The 20418-nt window shown below is 42.2% G+C and carries 22 protein-coding genes; 3 read left to right on the top strand and 19 right to left on the bottom strand.

Annotated elements, in window-relative coordinates:
- Position 1 precedes the first annotated feature (1 nt).
- Positions 2 to 1201, bottom strand: coding sequence for an acyl-CoA dehydrogenase family protein (locus CPC19_RS06645; RefSeq protein WP_015005999.1), 1200 nt, complete (start codon positions 1199 to 1201; stop codon positions 2 to 4).
- A gap of 528 nt (positions 1202 to 1729) precedes the next feature.
- Between CPC19_RS06645 and CPC19_RS06640 the strand changes: the two genes are divergently transcribed.
- Entirely contained in the window at positions 1730 to 3118 is a 1389-nt protein-coding gene (locus CPC19_RS06640) for an MmgE/PrpD family protein (RefSeq protein ID WP_016390217.1), read from the top strand.
- A gap of 58 nt (positions 3119 to 3176) precedes the next feature.
- Here CPC19_RS06640 and CPC19_RS06635 read toward each other — a convergent pair whose 3' ends face one another.
- The 4 genes from CPC19_RS06635 to CPC19_RS06620 all read right to left on the bottom strand — a co-directional run bounded on the left by CPC19_RS06635 (position 3177) and on the right by CPC19_RS06620 (position 7251).
- Positions 3177 to 3791 carry a TetR/AcrR family transcriptional regulator gene (locus tag CPC19_RS06635; RefSeq protein WP_015006001.1) on the bottom strand — a complete coding sequence of 205 codons (615 nt, stop codon included), beginning with the start codon at positions 3789 to 3791 and terminating at the stop codon, positions 3177 to 3179.
- Between the two features lie 42 nt (positions 3792 to 3833).
- Positions 3834 to 5486 (bottom strand): electron transfer flavoprotein-ubiquinone oxidoreductase, encoded by a 1653-nt coding sequence (locus CPC19_RS06630; protein ID WP_015006002.1) that lies wholly within the window; start codon positions 5484 to 5486, stop codon positions 3834 to 3836.
- Positions 5487 to 5566: 80 nt separating this feature from the next.
- Positions 5567 to 6505, bottom strand: coding sequence for an electron transfer flavoprotein subunit alpha/FixB family protein (locus CPC19_RS06625; protein WP_015006003.1), 939 nt, complete (start codon positions 6503 to 6505; stop codon positions 5567 to 5569).
- Positions 6505 to 7251, bottom strand: a complete 747-nt coding sequence (locus tag CPC19_RS06620; protein ID WP_016390216.1) for an electron transfer flavoprotein subunit beta/FixA family protein — start codon at positions 7249 to 7251, stop codon at positions 6505 to 6507. Before CPC19_RS06620 ends, CPC19_RS06625 begins: the two co-directional genes overlap by 1 nt.
- A 249-nt stretch (positions 7252 to 7500) precedes the next feature.
- Here CPC19_RS06620 and CPC19_RS06615 point away from each other — a divergent pair, with 249 nt between their 5' ends.
- A complete protein-coding gene (locus tag CPC19_RS06615) occupies positions 7501 to 8166 on the top strand; it encodes a nitroreductase (RefSeq protein ID WP_016390215.1) in 666 nt (221 codons plus the stop codon).
- 61 nt (positions 8167 to 8227) lie between these two features.
- On the opposite strand, the gene CPC19_RS06610 is transcribed toward CPC19_RS06615, so the two are convergent.
- The 9 genes from CPC19_RS06610 to CPC19_RS06570 form a co-directional block, all read right to left on the bottom strand.
- Complete coding sequence (locus CPC19_RS06610) at positions 8228 to 9430, bottom strand: NnrS family protein (protein ID WP_016390214.1); 1203 nt, start codon at positions 9428 to 9430, stop codon at positions 8228 to 8230.
- A gap of 114 nt (positions 9431 to 9544) precedes the next feature.
- Positions 9545 to 9946 (bottom strand): MAPEG family protein, encoded by a 402-nt coding sequence (locus CPC19_RS06605; RefSeq protein ID WP_016390213.1) that lies wholly within the window; start codon positions 9944 to 9946, stop codon positions 9545 to 9547.
- An 85-nt stretch (positions 9947 to 10031) separates the two neighbouring features.
- Positions 10032 to 10868, bottom strand: a complete 837-nt coding sequence (locus CPC19_RS06600; RefSeq protein WP_016390212.1) for a CoA transferase — start codon at positions 10866 to 10868, stop codon at positions 10032 to 10034.
- A gap of 15 nt (positions 10869 to 10883) precedes the next feature.
- On the bottom strand, positions 10884 to 11747 hold the full coding sequence (locus CPC19_RS06595; RefSeq protein WP_016390211.1) for an SDR family oxidoreductase: 864 nt from the start codon (positions 11745 to 11747) through the stop codon (positions 10884 to 10886).
- Positions 11748 to 11776: 29 nt separating this feature from the next.
- Positions 11777 to 12541, bottom strand: coding sequence for an enoyl-CoA hydratase-related protein (locus tag CPC19_RS06590; RefSeq protein ID WP_236610524.1), 765 nt, complete (start codon positions 12539 to 12541; stop codon positions 11777 to 11779).
- Between the two features lie 5 nt (positions 12542 to 12546).
- Positions 12547 to 13317 (bottom strand): 3-hydroxyacyl-CoA dehydrogenase, encoded by a 771-nt coding sequence (locus tag CPC19_RS06585; protein ID WP_016390209.1) that lies wholly within the window; start codon positions 13315 to 13317, stop codon positions 12547 to 12549.
- A gap of 11 nt (positions 13318 to 13328) precedes the next feature.
- A complete protein-coding gene (locus CPC19_RS06580) occupies positions 13329 to 14501 on the bottom strand; it encodes a thiolase family protein (protein ID WP_016390208.1) in 1173 nt (390 codons plus the stop codon).
- A gap of 39 nt (positions 14502 to 14540) precedes the next feature.
- On the bottom strand, positions 14541 to 16166 hold the full coding sequence (locus CPC19_RS06575; RefSeq protein WP_240183323.1) for a long-chain fatty acid--CoA ligase: 1626 nt from the start codon (positions 16164 to 16166) through the stop codon (positions 14541 to 14543).
- Between the two features lie 24 nt (positions 16167 to 16190).
- Positions 16191 to 16424, bottom strand: coding sequence for a hypothetical protein (locus CPC19_RS06570; protein WP_016390206.1), 234 nt, complete (start codon positions 16422 to 16424; stop codon positions 16191 to 16193).
- Between the two features lie 38 nt (positions 16425 to 16462).
- On the opposite strand from CPC19_RS06570, the gene CPC19_RS06565 reads away from it, so the two are divergent.
- Positions 16463 to 17023, top strand: coding sequence for a DUF2889 domain-containing protein (locus tag CPC19_RS06565; RefSeq protein ID WP_016390205.1), 561 nt, complete (start codon positions 16463 to 16465; stop codon positions 17021 to 17023).
- Between the two features lie 61 nt (positions 17024 to 17084).
- Here the strand turns inward: CPC19_RS06565 and CPC19_RS11940 are convergent, their stop codons facing one another.
- From CPC19_RS11940 to CPC19_RS06540, 5 genes are all read right to left on the bottom strand, one after another.
- A complete protein-coding gene (locus CPC19_RS11940) occupies positions 17085 to 17573 on the bottom strand; it encodes a hypothetical protein (RefSeq protein WP_016390204.1) in 489 nt (162 codons plus the stop codon).
- Positions 17574 to 17788: 215 nt separating this feature from the next.
- Positions 17789 to 18217: a hypothetical protein gene (locus CPC19_RS06555; protein WP_016390202.1), complete on the bottom strand. Its 429-nt coding sequence runs from the start codon at positions 18215 to 18217 to the stop codon at positions 17789 to 17791.
- Positions 18218 to 18321: 104 nt separating this feature from the next.
- Positions 18322 to 19002, bottom strand: coding sequence for a hypothetical protein (locus tag CPC19_RS06550; RefSeq protein ID WP_016390201.1), 681 nt, complete (start codon positions 19000 to 19002; stop codon positions 18322 to 18324).
- 91 nt (positions 19003 to 19093) lie between these two features.
- A complete protein-coding gene (locus CPC19_RS06545) occupies positions 19094 to 19528 on the bottom strand; it encodes a hypothetical protein (protein WP_016390200.1) in 435 nt (144 codons plus the stop codon).
- A gap of 119 nt (positions 19529 to 19647) precedes the next feature.
- Positions 19648 to 20388: a toll/interleukin-1 receptor domain-containing protein gene (locus CPC19_RS06540; RefSeq protein ID WP_016390199.1), complete on the bottom strand. Its 741-nt coding sequence runs from the start codon at positions 20386 to 20388 to the stop codon at positions 19648 to 19650.
- Positions 20389 to 20418 lie beyond the last annotated feature (30 nt).

The following is a 20418-nucleotide window of genomic DNA, read 5'->3' as shown; positions in this document are numbered from 1 at the left end:
CTTAAAGGCCCAACACGGCCTTCGCCATGATGTTCTTTTGGATTTCATTTGATCCACCATAAATGGATGATTTACGCCAATCTAAATAGTGAGGCGTCAGTACTGATGCTTCTTCCGGCCCAATAGGTTCTTCTTGCCAACCTTCGGTCATAGACTCTTTTACATAAGGCAAGGCAAAATAACCAACTGCTTCCATTAATAAAGCAGTGATCGCTTGTTGAACCTCTGTCCCTTTAACTTTTAAAAGCGAGGACTCAGCACCCGGCGCATCGCCCAATGCAAGTTTGGACAACACGCGCATATTAGTCATTTCTAAGGCCATTAATTCAATTTCAACCGCTGATATTTTCGCTTTAAACATCGCATCTTCAATCAGTGGCTTACCATTATATTTTTCTTTTGAAGCGAGCTCTTTAAGACGTTTAATTTGTCTTTTTGAACGAGGTACTTGCGCAATATATGTTCGCTCATGCATCAATAATGATTTAGCAATTGTCCAGCCTTCACCTTCTTCGCCCACTAGGTTCTCTACCGGCACTTTCACGTTTTCTAGAAATACTTGGTTAACCACATGCATGCCATCAACCGTAATAATCGGCGAGGTTGAAACACCTGGCGATTTCATATCAATTAATAAAAAGCTAATGCCTTTTTGTTTTCGATCTTCTTGGCTGGTCCTTACCAGTGTAAACATCATGTCGGCGTAATGGCCGTGTGTTGTCCATGTTTTTGAGCCATTGACAATGTAATGGTCGCCCTGTCTTTCAGCTTTTGTTTGCAATGAAGCCAAATCTGAACCTGCATTAGGTTCCGAATAACCTTGGCACCACCACACATTACTATGAAGAATATCATTTAGATATTTATCGCGTTGTTCAGGCGTACCATATTTCATCAACACCGGTGCTAACATCACTAAACCAAAAGCTACTGTCCTAAGGCAATTAGCTGCACCGCACTCTTCCTCGAAGATATATTTTTGCACCGGCGTCCAACCTGGGCCACCATATTCAGCAGGCCAACCTGGAGCAACCCAACCATCTTTAGCCGCCAGAATTTTTTGCCAGCGTACGTAGTCTTCTTTTTTAAGGGCAATACCTTTAGCTACTTTTTCTTGTATATCTTTAGGGTAATTTTCCTTAATAAATTCACGCACTTCCTGCTGGAAGGCTTTTTCCTCGGGGGTATAATTTAAATCCACGTATAACTCCTTTATTGCCTTAGTTTATTAAATTTATCTTTTAAATAAGTTTTATTGATTGGTTATCTACACCCTAAACGGTATGGGTTGATAGTTTTATTGTTGATCTATAGCCGCTTAACTCTCGTTTTATAGTCTTCAACTAATTCGTGAAGCCATTATAGACACCCGGGCGGTTAATAGTGCGTCTGCCTAACTCTTGTTAGTGTCTTAGTCTTACCTACTGTTAGTTATCATCTTGCTTTGGATCACTAGAAACAGGCACACCTCTTCATTTACGCCCTCACGTTTCTAGTCTTCAATTGTTTTACTTTGCCTAAATTACTAAGCTTTCATAGGCAGTGGCTACCAATTAAAAAATTCGGCATCAATAAACAAAATGCCTTCAAGGCAATTTGCTCCTCACCCTTAGGGCATAAAGCACAACCATATAAAATACTAACAATCGTTAGATTTTGCAAGTAATTTAAGCTTTTTTATGTTATTTTTCACAATAAAATAACATTTACTCACATTGGATAACGCTAAATGAATAAACAAGCTTCTCAAACCATCTCAACTAAACTGTCTCAATTTGTTCATGGTTTCAATCTCAATAACGTCCCCCTTGATGTTCAGCAATATGCCTTACAACTAATTCTAGATGGAACAGGTATCGCCTATGCTTCAACTCAATATGATTTCAGCAAAAAAGGGCTCGAAGCACTACGTCTCTTTAAGGAGCCCGGTGAGCATATTGTACTCGGAACAGGTGAAAAAATGCCCTACCGAGATGCTGCGCTGGCCAATGGCTTACTCATACATGGACTAGATTTTGATGATACTCATGTCGCAGGTGTAGTGCATATGACCTCAGCAGTTTGGCCCTGTGTTTTAGCAGTTGCTGAAAAATGTAATTCAACCGGTGAAGAGATGTTAGCCGCCTATATAGCAGGCATGGAAGTCGGGGCTCGACTTGGAATGGTTGCAAAAGGAGCCTTTCACCAAGTCGGTCATCACCCCACCGGAATCGCAGGAGCATTTGCCTGTTCCCTTGTCGCTGCCATGTTAATGAAGCTGCCCGTAGAACAGATGACGATGGCGCAAGGTATTGCCTTAAGTATGGCTTCAGGTAATTTTGAATTTTTGGAAGATGGCGCATGGACCAAGCGTTATCACCCAGGCTGGGCTGCCGTATCTGGCATTATGGCAGCGACCTTTGCTAAGGCCGGATATATTGGCCCGAGTTTGCCTTATGAAGGGCGTTTTGGTTTATACAACAGTCACTTGATTGGGCTGGAACCGGGTTGTGATTATGATTTAGCAACCGCCGGCTTAAATTCTGTTTGGGAGGTTATGAATGTAGGCGTTAAGCCTTACCCTTCTTGCCATTTCACCCATGCTTGCATTGATGCTACTTTACACTTAACGAAAGAGCATCAATTAACGGTCGATCAAATTGAGAGCATTACAGCACTAGTTCCCGAGGAAGTTGTTAAAACAGTGTGCGAGCCGCTTGAGAACAAACAAGCACCAACCTGTGCATATGAAGCTCAATTTAGTGTGCCTTACTTAGTTGCTGTTGCTTTAGTCCGCCACGATTTTACTTTAGCAGATCTAGAACCTACACCCTTGGCAGACCCTGTCGTTGCAGCATTAGCAAAAAAAGTGATTTATCAGGTAGACCCAAACTCTGGTTTCCCAACCTATTACTCCGGTGAAGTACATATCACCTTAAAAGATGGGCGCGTCCTGAAACATCGCGAACATAAAAACCGAGGTTGTTTTGATAGGCCGTTAAGTGCTGACGATATTGCTAAGAAATTTTTCCTTAACTGCCAATTGGCAATCTCAAAAAACAAAGCAACTGAGATTCAACAAGCTATTTTAAATTTGGCCTCATTTTCTAGCGTGACAGAATTAACAAGTCATTTATAACGACCACTAAATTTAAAGTGAATAACTTAACAGTTGGCTGACGTTATTCACTTTAATACTATGACCCTTTAATACCATCCCAGAAAAAACCAATTTGAATTTCTGCAATTTCATCAATTGTTTTACCACCAGGTGAATACCAAGCGAGTGTTCTATTAAGTGAGCCTAGTAAAGACAGCCTTAATATTTTTAAATCGACATCGGCTTTAATGTCACCTTTTTCCTGTGCGGCAACTAGCCATTTTCGCCAAATATTTTCGTACCTATCTCGTCCTACACGCCCTTCTTCTTGGACTGCAGTTGGCATTTGCCCATAGTTACGAATACTCGTTGAGGTATAGTCTCCTTTTTCAAGCAAGGCGGTTAAATGTCCCTTTGCAGCCTCCATCAAGACCTCTTGAGTCGACGCGTCTTCTGGCAACGCATTAACACGAGCAAGCACGGTATTAATTATATTTTCAAGACCAATCTTTAAAATCTCAAGAACTAGCTGTTCTTTCGAATCAAAATGATAATAAAGACTACCCGCCTTCATATCTAATGACTTGGCTATATCTCTTAATGCTGTACCGTTATAACCTTGCTTACTAAACAAAGCTGCTGAAGCATCTAAAATTCTCTCTCTGGTTTTCTTCACTTTATTTTTTGGAGCAGCTGCTGGTATTGTCGACATGGCTAAATTTACGATTAACTGAATTGAATGATTATAACATAACTACATATTGGCATAGTTCGGCCCACCGCCCCCTTCAGGCGTCACCCAGGTGATATTTTGTGTAGGGTCTTTAATATCACATGTCTTGCAATGCACACAGTTTTGGCCATTAATCTGAAACGTTGGCTGGCCCTCAGCATCTTCAATCACTTCATAAACCCCAGCTGGGCAATAACGTTGAGCTGGCTCATCATACAGCGGCAAATTATGTTTAATTGGAACAGAAGGATCTATTAATTTTAAATGGCAAGGCTGATCTTCTTCATGATTCGTGCTAGATAAAAAAACAGATGACAATTTATCAAACGTAAGCTTTCCATCAGGTTTTGGATAGTCTGGCGCCTCGCACTGTGAAGCTTGTTTTAAAGTTTCATGATCGGATGTGGTGTTATGCCAAGTAAAAGGCATCTTCCCTGCAAAAATATTTTGGTCTAACCAAGCAAATGAGCCACCCAGTAACGTACCAAATTTATGTAACGCTGGGCCGAAATTACGGGTTTTATACAACTCATCAAATACCCAAGATGATTTGTATTTATCGTCCATTACGGTTAATGCCTTATTTGCAATATCACCGGCTAACATCGACTCCATAATTGCTTCAGCAGCTAACATTCCGGTTTTCATGGCCGTATGATTGCCTTTAATTTTTGCACCATTTAGGAAACCAGCATCACAACCCACTAACAGCCCACCAGGGAAACTAAGCTTAGGAACTGACTGCATTCCTCCTTTGTTAACTGCACGTGCACCGTATGCGATCCGTTTTCCACCTTCAAGGAACTGAGAAATTTTAGGGTTAAGCTTCCAACGTTGCATTTCATCAAACGGGCTCAAATGTGGGTTGTCATAATTTAATGCAACGATAAACCCAAGTGCGACTTGATTATTTTCCATATGGTACAAAAAGCCGCCGCCTTCAGTGTGGTTATCAAGCGGCCAGCCAGCCGTGTGCACGACAAGCCCTTCTTCGTGTTTTTCCGGCTCAATTGTCCAAATTTCTTTAATTCCTAAGCCATAATGCTGGGGGTCAACATTTTCACGCAGGTTAAAGGTTTCCATTAACTGCTTACCAAGGTGACCGCGGCAGCCTTCAGCAAAAATCGTCTGTTTAGCCAACAATTCCATACCTGGCATGTAGCCATCTTTTTCTGAACCATCTTCAGCAACGCCCATGTCGCCGGTTAAAATACCCTTAACACTGCCATCATCATTATATAAAACCTCTGATGCCGTGAACCCAGGGAAAATTTCAACACCCATCCCTTCTGCCTGCTCAGCCAACCAACGACACACATTAGCCATGCTAACAATATAATTACCTTCATTATGCATCGGTTTAGGAATTAAAAAGTTAGGGGTTTTGATACCTTTTTCTTGGCCAGTTAAATAATAAACATCATCTCCTTTGACCTTTGTTTTTAATGGTGCGCCTTTTTCTTTCCAATCAGGAAACAGCTCATCCATCGCTGTGGGTTCAATCACCGCACCCGATAGAATATGTGCGCCAACTTCCGAGCCCTTTTCAATAACACAAACCATTAATTCTTGGTTTTTTTCTTGCGCTAACTGCATCAGTTTGCAGGCCGCTGATAAGCCAGCAGGCCCAGCACCAACGATCACTACATCAAACTCCATTGACTCACGTTCCATATTACCCCCTAACATTAATACGAAAAAAAGGTGCCAGCGCTTATCAGTAGCCCTGGCACCTTCATTATTTTATAAAGTACTTATAAGGCTTTTTCAAGCTCTTCAATCACTTCAAATAAATCACCAACCAAACCATAGTCAGCCACTTCAAAAATGGGCGCATCCGCATCTTTGTTAACAGCAACGATAGTTCCAGCATCTTTAATACCCGCTAGGTGTTGAATAGCGCCTGAGATACCAAAGGCCATGTAAAGTTCCGGTGCAATAATTTTACCCGTCTGACCAACTTGATGATCATTAGGAATAAAGCCCGCGTCAACGGCTGCTCTCGATGCACCAACACCCGCCCCTAACTTATCAGCCAAACTATAAATAACACTGAAGTTTTCTTCGCTACCAACACCACGTCCACCAGAAACAACTTTTGTAGCCGCTTGAAGATCAGGGCGATCGCCGCCGCCACTGGTGGTAAGGCCTACATAACGCGTGTGTGAAGGCAAGTTAGCCGCTACTTCGCGTGTTTCGATCACAGCAGAACCTTCTGTTGAGACTGCTGAATATGATGCCGTTCTAACCGTCCCAACCACTAACCCTTCTGGTGCTTCAACCGTTACAACCGCATTCCCAGCGTAAACTGGGCGATCAAAAACAGTTGCACTTTCAACACGCATAATATCGCTGATTTGCGGCACACCCAAGTGTGCAGCAACGCGCGGCATTAAATCTTTACCAAATGTTGTGCTTGGCGCGAACACGTGACTATACTCTGATGCTAACACCTCAATTTGCGGAGCTAGCAATGCTGCCACAGCGTGCTCATTAACCTCGTTTTGAACCAAAATGACTGTTGCAACACCCGTTAGCTTAGCCGCTTGTTCTGCCACCGATTGTCCATCGGAAGCTAACACAGCCACATCGACAGCCTCTAAACCAAGTTCACTTGCGCAAGCTACAGCACGTGCTGTAGAACCATTTAATTCACTACCATTATGTTCTGCAATAACCAGTACTTTGCTCATTAGACCAACCCTTTTTCTTTTAATACGCTAACCAGTTCATCAACAGACTCTACTTTAATACCTGCTTGGCGTTTTGCCGGTGCAGATGTTTTTAAAACCTTGACTGGTGCTGCTGCTTCAACATTTAGTTCCTCAACGGTTACTGTTTCAATCGGTTTACGCTTTGCTTTCATAATATCGGGAAGTTTGACATAGCGCGGCTCGTTTAATCGTAAATCCACACTAATAACAGCTGGCAAATCAACTGATAACGTTTCAAGCCCAGCATCAATTTCACGAGTCACTTGTGCTGTGTCACCCTCAATTTTTACTTCTGATGCGAATGTTGCTTGTGGCCAATGTGATAACGCACCCAGCATTTGAGCTGTTTGATTATTATCGTCATCAATCGCTTGTTTACCTAACAACACAATCTTAGGCTGCTCTTTATCAGCCAGTGCTTTTAAAATACGTGCCCCTGTTAACGGTTGAATTTCATCATCTGTTTCAACATGAATTGCACGGTCTGCACCCATCGCTAGCGCAGTTCTTAATTGCTCCTGACAAACTTTAGGGCCTATCGTTACAGCGATCACTTCTTCTGCTGTTCCTGATTCTTTGAGACGTAACGCCTCTTCAACAGCAATTTCATCAAACGGATTCATGCTCATTTTAACGCCATCAGTGGCAACGCCTGAACCATCGGCCTTAACCTGTATCCGAACGTTGTAATCAACAACTCGTTTAACACCCACTAAAACTTTCATTTACTTTACCTTCATTTTCGTTACTTTAAAGGACATTCTAACAATCATTAGGTTTCTTTTAAAGATAATATTGAGTTGACCTACGATAAAATCTAATAGATATTTGAATTTAAATTGTACAACAAATTGAAAGCTTTAATCTTTCTAAAAACTGAGTAAAGACACATCGACCTTTAACCCCGTTTTATTTTATTAGACGCTCACAAAGCTGATAATATATATTTTTTAAAATGAATCGGTCTTAATTCCATGGATATAAAAGAAGCAATTAAAGGACGAATCTCGGTACGTGCCTTTCAAGATAAACCCGTAGCGAAAGAAGTAATTTATGATGTACTAGATACTGCGCGTTGGGCTCCATCTGGTACCAACACACAACCTTGGAAAGTCGTTGTTGCCCAAGGTAAAACAAAACAAACTACTTCAGATGCTTTATTAAACGCCGCCAAAAATGGCGTTAAAGCAAACCCCGATTATCAATACTACCCAAAAGAATGGGTCGAGCCGTTCAAAGGCAGACGCTTCCAATGTGGAATGGATCTCTACCAAGCCTTAGATATTGGCCGTGAAGACAAGGAAAAAAGAACCGAGGCAGCCTTGGCTAATTATCGATTTTTTGATGCGCCCGTCAGCATATTTTTCTTTATCGATAAAATAATGGCCCAAGGTTCATGGTTTGACATGGGGATGTTTGTACAAAGTGTTATGTTAGCCCTCCGCGGCCATGGTCTAGGAAGTTGCCCGCAGGCCTCAACCAGTGATTACCCTGATCTGGTACGTGAGAGTTTAAACGTCTCTGATCAATACTCCTTCATCTGTAGCTTATCTGTCGGTTACCCCGATAATGATAAAGCTGTAAATCAATATCGAACACAACGTGAAGACGTGGACAGCTTCACAACATGGGCAGATTAACACCTCGCTTAATCGTGTTATCCATTGTTTTTATAAAGAACCATGCTGCTAAGGGACACGTTTAACCTTCAGCAGCATCGGCTCTTGCTTTTGTTAAAAAAGGCACATTAACAACAAGGAAAATGGCAAAACCTATTATCCAAAGCAGTTGCGACATAAAAACCGACTCGAGATAAAAACGCTGAAAAAACAATGGTACGACAACTCGACTAATAACCCCCATTACTAATAACCATTGCGCCACCGTAATCCACGAAGAAGGTTGCTTAACCCCTCTTCCTGTGTGACCCAAGGTAACACGTGACATCATAGAAAGCGTCAACAAGCCAAACCCGCCTAAAGTAAAAGCATGAATTGAAAGCGAACGTGTTACTACATCCACATAAGGCACTAAAGCAAACAATAAAAAGCCCAAGGTTATAACCATAAAAGCGCTATAAATTCCCCATAAAAGCGGTTTACGCCATATGCCCTTTGCATACCAATTATATAAACGGGCGGAAGAAACAATAAATAACAATAACGCCAAATAACTACTTGTCATCACATCCAGAATAAATACTTCATTTATCCCAAATAGCAAAAACAGCACAATGCTTGCGCTATCCAAAAACAAGGAGTTTTTCAACTGAACCGTTTCATCGAGACCTTTTTCAATAAAAAAAGGCATCACACGTCTCAGCATTATCATCACTAGCGCTAACAACAAAAATAAAGCGCCATAAATACCCCAATAGGTACCGGCATCAACGACCCCAAACACGCCAAGATAAAACAACGTATTGAACAACGCCATTAAAAAAACCACTAACACAATGCCTGCTTGCCGCCACTGTTTCACCTTAAAAACAGGCACTAACACGGCCAACAATAAACAGAAGTTAAAACCTAAATCTAACATCGCCGCAGGAATGAAAAAATTCGCCCCAAGCAACATACAAGCTCGAGCACCCAGCCACATTAAGCACAGCATTATTAAAGCTGTATACTGAATAGTTTGCTGGCCAGTCCAGTTCTTAATAGCCGTTAATAAAAAACCAGCCACCACCGCCATCGTATAGCCGTACAACATTTCATGCGCATGCCAGTACGAGCTAGGCAAACCAGCCATAGGAATTTGTAACCCAGCACCATATATCGCCATCCAGGCCGACATACTGACTATTGAAAACACACCGGCTGCAAGGAAAAATGGGCGAAAGCCTAAAACAAATATATTGAATTTTATTTCTGCTTGCGAAGGATTTTCGTTTAACGTATTCATACAGTTAGCATCATATAAAGATGCTAAACCTATAACAAATGCCTTTGCCGCTTATATGACCTGCATCATAGTCAAGCACTTTAAAAACTCACAACGATGGGTATCTCACAGTAACTAAAGAATAGCTGCGTTAACCGCCATATAAAACAAACCCGCACAGCAAAAAAAACCAAGTGTAAATGCCGTGAAACGTAACATAGCCATATTCGCTAAATAAGCAAAAAAATAAACACACCGAATAACCACAAAAGCAACCGAGAGCATACCAACAGTTTCAATATTCGCACCAGCAAGAAACACAGCCAATATCGCTACAGAGAAAAGTATTAATGCCTCCCAGCAGTTGGCTTGAAGGTATTGTGATCGAGCGCCGGCGCCGACTAATTGCAGAGCTTGCGCACGAGGGTTAACAAGATCATACGTACCCTTTTGTGATACGCGATAATAACCACCAATAGTCGATGCCACATACGGCATAAAAGCGATGCAGCTTAAGCAAATGATAATAGTTAGCATGTGTTGTTCTCCCCTTAGTTATTTATTATTTTCTACAAAATATTTTAAATATCGCACACTAATCAGCAAACACAGTATGCTCGTTTTAATCTTTTTTTACTGCCACTAACGGAATATCTTGCTGATTAGCCCACGCCACCCATTCACTCGATGATTTTTGTTTTAACCTAATCGCAACTTCTTGTTTATTAAATGATTTAAGCGCTAACTGCTGTTTAAATTTAGTTTTAAAATGTGACTCAAGAGCTGCCACAGCAACCCAACCATCCAGTGTTTCGTATAAATCATACTCAGCTAAAGCACCGCTTAACAAACCACCGTCGCTTGTTAAACCATAATTAAACGGTTGAGCCATGTACTCAGCTCCATCCGACAAGGCGACTAAAGTCTGCCTAGCTTTTGCACCTTCTCTAGTAGCCATTATCATTGCCAAACCTTCAAATGCAGCCCGTTCTGCACCGGCTAAATCGGCAGTTAATGTTTTAGGCATATGAGGTGGATTCAATAAGCCCAGTGCGGCTTGATACGTTAAGTCATGACCAGCGTGATTATCATTCGGCGGCGGATAACCCACTACCGCAAGATGGTTTAACAATGGAAATTTTTCGTGCAATTCATTCCAACCGAGCCCTAATCGTTCTAATGCCGCAGGCCGTTGAGCGGTCAATAATAAGGTGGCTGACGACAGCAATGTATTTAATTGTGCACGCCCTTCAGTTGACTTTATATCGATAACTTCACGTTGCTGCCCCTCATTTAGTTGCGCATACCATTCTGGGCAATACTGCTCAAACGGATCGCCTTGAGGTGGTTCAACTTTTACAACGTTTGCGCCTAGCTCGCAAAAACGTTTTGCTGCCAAAGGCCCAGGAAGGTTTAAAGCTATTGTAACAATAGTTATATTTTTTAATGGTTTAAACATTATTTTTGAAACAATTTATTTAAAAACGTCCGCTGTTATTTGACGATGAAAACCATTAAATGGGGTTGAATTTTTCACCTGAGCTAATGGGTAAATAGCCGTATTACCCTGTGATGCAGCACCATCCACTCGAATAGTTGTGCCACTGATATAACTGGCTGAATCGCTTAACAAGAAACAAATAGCTGCGCTAATTTCAGCTTCATTACCTAAACGGCCTAATGGCACGGCATCTTTTAGTGTTTTAAGCCTCTCCTTAAATTCAGCGTCATAGGTATCCATTCCGCTCGACATAATCCAGCCTGGAGCCACCGCATTCACTCGTACATTTGCATGCCCCCATTCATAAGCAGCTGTCTGTGTAAAATTAGCCATGCCTGCACGTGCAGCCCCTGAATGCCCCATACCTGGCATACCGCCCCACATGTCTGCCACGATATTAACAATAGCCCCTCCATGAATTGACATGGACTGCTTATAAACTTCACGCGCCATTAAAAAACCGCCCGTTAAATTCGTGTTAACCACAGCATTCCAACCGTTCTTACTGATTTTTTCCAATGGCGATGGAAATTGCCCGCCCGCATTATTCACCAAACCATAAATTTGCCCATGGTTTTTAATGAATGTTGCCACCCGTTCTGTAACCGCTTGTTCATCACGTATATCACAGCTGCCAAGGTCACAAACCCCACCATCTTCGATAATTTCATCGCGAACCATTTCAAGTTTTTCAATTTTACGGCCCACTAACAAAACACGGGCACCTAAAGACGCTAACTCATGCGCATTACATCGCCCAAGACCACTGCCTGCCCCTGTCACAATAATATTTCTATTGTTAAATAAGCCAGCACGAAAATCTGATTGATACCCCATTGTTAACCCCTTATTTCAATGATTAGAAACTAGTTCGATTTATTTAAAAATGCCGTCATCATCTGTTTAGCATCTTCTGTATCAAACAATGGAATAAATGCGTTTCGTTCAAACAATAAGCCCTCTTCTAATGTAGAACTCATCGCCTTATTGACACAAGCTTTACCTGCACGTACTGCCAAGGGTGCTCTGGAAGCCAGTTCTGAAGCCAATTGAACGGCTTCGGCTTCTATCTCAGTAGGCTCGATTACGCGGCTAACAATACCTCGTTGGTGTGCTTCTTCAGCAAATAGGGCTCGCCCATTCATAATCATTTCCATTGCTAACGATTTACCAATAATTCGAGCAACACGTTGGGTACCACCCGCCCCAGGAATAACGCCTAAATTCACTTCAGGTAAGGCAAATTTTGCCCCTTTCGTCGCCAATAAAATATCGCACTGTAATGCGAGTTCAAAACCACCTCCTAATGCCATACCGGAAACAGCACAAACAGTCGGTTTGGTAAATGTCGATAAAGCCCTCCAACCGGTTGAGGCTTCAACCATTTCAAGCATCTGTTGACCACTAATACCGACCATTTCTGCAATATCTGCTCCGGCAGCAAAGGCTTTATCAGAGCCGGTAATAATCACCGCGCCAACCGCATCATCGGTTTCAAAATGGTTTAGTGCATCACCTAACTCAACCAATAAAGTTGAATTAAGGGCATTATATTGACGAGGTCTATTTAGGCGAATTAAAGCAACACCTTTAGCCGGGGTTTCTATTAATAATGTTTCGTATTGCATCATATCGCCTACTTAGCTGTTAACCGAACAGCTCCGTCCAATCGAATCACCTCACCATTTAACATGACATTTTCAATAATATGCCCTGCAAGTGAAGCAAACTCATTCGGCTGCCCTAAACGTGGCGGGAAAGGAACAATTTGACCTAAAGATTCACGTGCTTCATCTGAAAGTTCTGACAACATTGGCGTTTCAAAAATGCCCGGTGCAATAGTACAAACTCTTATGCCATATCGAGCTAATTCACGCGCAATGGGTAAGGTCATTCCTACCACGCCTGATTTAGATGCAGAATAACTGGCTTGGCCAATTTGCCCCTCATACGCAGCGATGGATGCTGTGTTGATAATAATTCCCCGCTCACCGCCTTCTGTTGGGTCATTTTTAGCCATCACCTGCGCCGCTAGGCGAATAACATTAAAGGTGCCAATAAGGTTAATAGTAACCCCTTTAGTAAATAGCTCTAACGAGTGTGGGTTACCGTCTCTATCTAGCACCTTACCAACAATGGCTACGCCCGCTGCATTAATGACACCATGCACACCTGTAAATGTAGTCTTTGCCAGCTCTATCGCTGCCATCACTTCTTCTTCACTGGTCACATCTGTTTTTATAAACCGGCTATTTACCCCTAATTCAGCTTCTTTCTCTTTACCGGCTTGCTCATTAATATCCAATATAACAACATAAGCCCCTTGCTCAATTAGCATAGACGCCGTTGCACCACCTAAACCAGAGCCTGCACCGGTTACCAAAAATGTTCTATCTTTATAATCCACTCTCTAACTCCTTAAATTCGTTCAATAATTGTGGCTGTTGCCATACCTAAACCAATACACATGGTCTGAAGCGCAAACTGTCCATCTGTCGCTTCTAAACCTGCCAGCATTTTTGCCATCAGGCCTGCGCCGGTTGCGCCTAATGGGTGCCCATGTGCAATCGCGCCGCCCCACGGATTAACTTTTTCTGGCGCTGGGTTTATTGCTTTCATCCACGCCAATGAAACCGTTGCAAAGGCTTCGTTTATTTCAAACCAATCTATATCATCTACCGTTAAACCAGCCTTTTTTAACGCTAATTTAGTGGCAGCAATTGGCCCGTCTAATTGTAAAACAGGGTCACTACCTACAACGACACGAGCACGGAACCTAGCCCTTGGCTTAAAACCATCCGCCACGGCTATCTTTTTATTGGCGATCAGAACGGCGGCAGCACCATCTGAAATTTGACTGGCATTACCTGCTGTTACTACACCGTCGCCTTTCGGGCGAAAAATGGTTTTTAGCGTACTTAATTTATTAGAATCTATAACCGCGCGAACACCTTCATCGGCCTCTAAAATAATGCTATTTCCTTCCTTGTCTAACCCTTGCATTGGACTTATTTCCTTGTTCGCGCCGGTATTAATAGCCGCTTGAGCTTTAGCATGGCTATCAATAGCAAAGGCATCCACGTCAGCACGGCTAATACCCCATTTATCCGCTATTAATTCAGCACTAACACCCTGATGCACTAGCGGGTATTGTTTAAGTAATTCTGCCCCCATTGGCGCAAAGTCTTTATACGGTTCTCCCAGAGTCATATCTGTTAACATCGCAACACGCGTCATGCTTTCCGCACCACAAGCAATAATATAATTGGCATCTCCAGCATCAATAACTTGTGAGCCAAAGTGCACCGCTTGCTGACCCGAGCCACAAAAACGATTCAACGTAACACCGGCCACTTCCACCGGAAACCCAGCCATTAAAGAGGATTGTCTGGCAATATCTGCGGCTTGTTCACCAATTTGAGTTACAGAGCCTGCGATAACATCTTCGATTTTTTCTTTATCAATACCTGACCTAGACACCACGCTTTGTAACGCATTAGCTAGTAATTTATTGGCAGGTATGTCTCTAAATGCGCCATTATATTTAGCAAAAGGTGTGCGTACTGCTTCGATAATGACCGCATCTTTCATATTATTCGTCCTATTTAAATGTTAATTAACGTTTCTAATTTATTCCCAAACCCAGTGTTTATACTGTTCTCGCAGTGCCATTTTCATAAATTTACCCGTTGATGTTTTAGGAATTTCAGCAATCACCTCCACCGCATCAGGCAACCACATTTTAGTAAACTTGCCTTCTAAAAATTGACGTATATCGTCCGTTGTTATTTGCTTATCTTCCTTAACCACAACAACCGCTAGAGGCCGCTCATCCCATTTAGGGTGTGCAACAGCAATGACTGCTGCTTCTAATACATCAGGGTGCCCCATAATTGCGTTTTCAAGATCCACCGAACTAATCCATTCGCCGCCAGATTTAACAAGGTCTTTTGTTCTATCGGTCAGTTTGACATAACCCTCTTGATCTATCTGGCAAACATCCCCAGTTTTTAGCCAACCATCTTCGCTAAAACTATCCTCAGCACCTTCATTCTTATGGTATGCAGCGGTTACCCACGGCCCTTTTAACTCGGCATTACCAGATGTTTTACCATCCCAAGGTAATTCAACACCCTCTTCATCGACAATACGTATATCAATAAAGGGCAACGTTAACCCTTGTTTAATTCGGCAGGCATATTTTGCATCTTCATCAAGGTCAGATAGGCTTTCTTTAACGATACCTACGGTGGCTAACGGCCCAGTTTCTGTCATTCCCCACGCTTGAATAATAGTCATATCAAACTTATCAAACGCCCGAAATAAAGACTCTGGAACAGCCGCTCCGCCAACCACCATTCGCATATTAGGCGCTGTCTTCCAGCGATTCGGCTCTGCTTCTCTGGCTGTTTTTATTGCCATCCAAATGGTGGGCACACCAGCGCTCAACGTTACTTGTTCGCTTTGGTATAAATCCATCAAACTCTCAGCATCTAAATGTGGGCCCGGTAACGCTTGTTTTGCACCGACTAGCACCGATGTATAGCTTAGCCCCCAAGCGTTGGCATGAAACATTGGCACCACAGGCGTCACCACATCAGACTGACTAACACCCAATGTATCAACCATAGCCTCTGCCATTGCATGTAAAACCGTTGAGCGATGGCTATACACAACCCCTTTAGGGCGGCCTGTTGTGCCCGAGGTATAGCACATCCCCGCTGCATCATTTTCATCAATAATAGGGTAGCTAAAGTCATCATCACCAAGCTTTAAATAATCCTCGTAATCAGTATATTCGCTATTAACCTTTTCGCCTGTTAGCGGAACAACGATCACTTCATCTAACGCCACATCATCTTTAAACTGCTCATATAAAGGCAGCAAAATATCGTCAATAATAAGTACCTTATCGCCAGCATGATTAATAATATAAGCAATATCTTTGGGCGATAATCGTAAATTCACAGTATGGAGAACACCGCCCATAATAGGCACCCCAAGGTAAGCCTCAAGGTGCCCGTAATGATTCCACATTAGGGTCGCTACGCCTTCTCCTTTTTTAACACCCCGCTTTGTTAACGCCGAAGCTAAGCGCTTAGTTCGTTTATGAATATCTAAATAGTGTGTTCTATGCAGGGTTTTATCTGGCAGTCTTGACACCACCTCCACACGCGGATAATACGTCTTTAAGCGCTCGACTAAGGTGCTTAATGTTAATGGGTAATCCATCATTGTGCTTTTTATAGACATCATATTTCCTCGAACGTATACTTAAATTCAAACTAGCGCTAGGTAAAATATGACTATACCCAAGCCATCAGTCAGGCGCAACGAGCTTATCGTTACAACCGCTTGGTTCTGCAACGATAAGCCATTCAAGCTGACTACAACCAAACACAGGCCAGGCAACACCTCAGCAACCTCGCTACGTTTGCAAATACAAAAAAACATATCCAAATATTGCACTCGCTCGCACAACAAACGACTAGAAACGATTATAATTTCAAGCAAGAAGTAACTCCCCACTGTAACTAAACGCAAAAAATCTTATGCCTTTACCTGAAAGCACCTATCCACGAGAAAACATACATACTCGCCAAATTACTTGTAACGGCTTTAAAAGGCCTGACGGTTTATGGGATGTCGATGCACAGATTACAGATATTAAAACCTACCCTCTTGAGAACTCTTACCGTGGCACCATTGAACCGGGTGAACCCATTCATGAAATGTGGATTCGCTTAACAGTCGATACCAATCTGTTGGTTCACGATTGCATTGCAGTAACAGACCATTCACCCTACGGTTGTTGTGGTGAGATCACGCCTATATTCAACAAACTAATTGGTAAACAAATAGCCCCGGGGTGGACACGTTTAGTAAAGTCTTTAGTAGCCGGTATTCAAGGTTGTACGCACCTAGCCGATCTTGTAGGGCCTGCCACGACAACGATTTACCAAACAATGGCGGGAATCGCAAAAGGCAAAACTGAGAACGAAACATCAAAACCCTTCTATATTGATGGTTGCCATGCATGGAGTAGCGATGGCGAACAAGTTCTTGCTTATCACCCAGAGTATTACACCGGAAAAAAAAGCACGCCCGAATAAGCGCAGCAAAGGTATAAAAAGGCGCAGAAACTAAGGCTTTCAAATACGGCAATGGTCGGCTTTATTGTCTGGCTTTAACGTACGAACCAATATCTATTGAATAAAAATAGCCACCATCTTCTACTGGCTCAGGGAAATCTATATAAATGTAAGTTCGGTGAACCTGCTCTGCTGGAATAAGCAATTCATAGAATTTTCCTTCTTCTGTATCATGAAGCCGGTTCAAAAAAGACCTTTCTGTTGGGCGCAGTGGAATAATCAATTCAACACCAGACAGGCTTAATTCTTTCCCCCAAAAACGCACTCGCTGATTCTGTTCATTAGGTGGTATAGACTGTGGCGTTGTTATAACCCACGCTTGTTTATAGGGGTATGCAACCGCTTTTAGCCTTACCAAATACGACCCATTGCCTTCACTTACAGGCGCTACATAAACTCTTAGATCAAATTCACTTTCTGTTACAGAAGACACATAAGCATAACTGCTCCAAAACGCATAAACGTACGATGAGGCGGATAAAAGCAGCAAAAACACAAAAAGCCTACGCATAGTTGGGCCCTTCCATATAAAGCTAATGTTAAATATTAAGATGCTAAATCAATCGAGTCTGAGCCTCTTGATTCCTATTATCAACGCTTAGTGGCTAGCGGAAAACCTAAAAAAGTTGCATTAATTGCGTGTATTCGAAAGCTGGTTATTATCTTAAATTCAATGGTACGTGATGGTGTGATGTGGGACCCTAAATTGATCGCCGGAACTAGCTACTACCATGTAGCTATTTCTTGAGCACATTGTTCCAATGCTTTCATGCACTGTTCAAGGGAAATTAAACCTGGGTGTTCAAGATTGAGCCGGTAATGGCAATAAATGCCTACCGATTCGCCTGCTTGAGGTCCACTTGCTATATTCATAATTTCGGAGAACTCTTGAGGATCAGAGCCTAGCGATTTTCTATGGTTTTCTATTGAGGCTAATATTTGACTAAGTAAGGCGCCTTGCCTTTGGCTTTTTACAACTGTCTCAACAATAGTGACAATGGCACCTTCTGGTGTTCCGATAAGTTGTAGTTTTCCCAGTTCCTTAACTTTCAGTCGTGAATCCATATCGTCAAAACCTTCTTCTCTCATTCGTTGCTCAAGCAATTCACGGATAAGCTCCAGCTTTCTTTTCCCACCAAACATAAAATCAAACATTTACTTTTCTCCTTAGGCTTGTGATGTTTCTGCTACCATATAACGCTTAGGGTAAAGCGCGCGGGGATTTTCCCGCGTCGCCTTTGACCCACTTGTTAGCTCTATTATTTGGCAAGGTAATCATTAATGTCTTGCCCTAGGTTTACAAATTCGATTGACAGCTGATTAAGTTCCTTTAGAAGGTCCTCTCCCCATTTGGCTGGATGCCTCCTATCTTTGCATGTGAAGCTCCGAAATTTCATACCGTTTGGATATTTATCCACACCAGCTACATCGACGGTATAAGCTGCTCCAACAAGCCTAATGTGTTTAGTGGTATTTACGAAATCTTTAAGATAGAGATAGGACTTTAATCCAAGGACGCGAACAACAGAGCTTTTAAGTGCACTAGGTGGAATTTTCGTCTGGATAGTTTTTAAATCGATACTGTCTTCGTCGATACCTTCGATAAAAAGCGCATCGTGGATTACATGACTTATTATGTCGCTAACAGAGTGCATTGTTTGAGCACAGGCTATAACATTAGATTCATATATAAAGCTAGCATCATTAAAATTGGATGCACCTTTGCCTGAACTAAGAATCATTTTGATAGCGTGCATTGGTTCATTTTCGATTCCAGAAAAGATCCCGTCAAAAGAATTTTTTGCTAGATATGAATGGTAACCCGCAGCTCGAATTTTCCAATCTACTGAATTTATATGATCCGCGGCCTTGGCAAGTTGCTCTGCCCCATAAGTCTTTTCCACTAAATCTCGTAATTCTTGAAGCTTCCAAACAGACATTCTAGCCACCTTCATGATTTAAAGAGATAACGACTAGGGTAAATGGCGCGCGCTGTTTGCGCGCCCAAGCGAAGCGAATTTGACCCGCTTGTTATGTTTTTTCATTTGACTCTAAAATTGTTGGTGAGTAAGTATCTTTCCATTCTTTTATATCAGCCTCGCCTGCCCAAGGCAAAATAATTATTGCTTTTAAATCTGCTTTAGATTCAATTTTATTAATCATTTTCTTAGAGGCGAAAACACCAAGAATGACTTGTGCCCTTGTTTTATTCAGTGTTAATGGAGAAACCATAGAGAGCGGGATATTGTCTTCGCCAAATAATAAAGTTTTGCCTTTGGAAAGTTCTTTTAATTGTTGTTCCGGAATTAGCCTTTTTAAAATGGTGCCATCGGCATGTTTAAGAGCGGGTACAACAAGTGCAATGTCACTATTGTATTTATTCCCAAGAATGCCAAGAGACTGAAGTGCAATACCCAATGCTTTTTCATCTGGCCCATATGCTGGCACTAAAAATCTATCGGTCATAATTCTTCCTTTTTAAACATAACGCCCGGCACAGCGGACGTTTTGTAGCGACGAAGGAGCGAAAAAACGTTCCGACTGCTGCCGCTTGTTATATGTCGTACACGTACAATGTGTCATGCCTAAACTAGCTCATTCTCAATAGCGTAATGCTTACCTTTGTCTTCTAGCCACACACAGCCATTCATGTGGTCCATGCTCACATATCCTCTTTCTACAGCTTTGCTGATGATCACATCGGCCATAGTCCTTGATGAGGCAAATCCAGAGGTTTGGAGTCTGCGAATTTCGAAAGAGCTATCGCCACGCTGTTCATAAGCTGTGATTACGATTTTCATTAAGTCTTTTACTGGATCATGGGATGGTTGTGGCATTGCATCGACAGATTCTTCAAACGGACTATTACCAATTTCTGGTTTCTCTACTAGAGGTTTTCCGAGTATGTTTCGAAGCAGGTCATCAAAGGCTGCTTCATATTCACCAGGTTGCGAGAAGTCGATGTACAGCTTTGTGCTAAAAAATGCTGGTACGGGTTCTGCTCCATGTTTCTTTATTACGGGGATAACTTTATTACTATCAATATTAGATAAGTACTCAGCGGTTAGAATCATCCGCTCCACACCAACACCACCCTTTCCCTCATTAGCTTTTTCGACGTAATTTGGAGTGCAAATCATCAACACCCTGTCTGCATTCGCTAAATTATTCGTCATAAAGGAGCCTAGATCATCACCTGCATCTAAGTCCCATTGGTCTAGAGTCACATCAATGCCGCTTTTGCGTAATCTGGTGGCTAAAGCTAAAACCCATCGTTTATGGTCTAGATCATCGTGGGAATAAGATACAAAAACTGAAGGTGTCATAATAATCCTTTTACATAATACCGGTTACTA

The sequence above is a fragment of the Cycloclasticus sp. PY97N genome, from assembly GCF_002443175.1.
Lineage (GTDB): Bacteria > Pseudomonadota > Gammaproteobacteria > Methylococcales > Cycloclasticaceae > Cycloclasticus > Cycloclasticus pugetii.
Note: the sequence above shows the minus strand (reverse complement) of the source record. Positions and strands in the feature narration are given on the sequence as shown.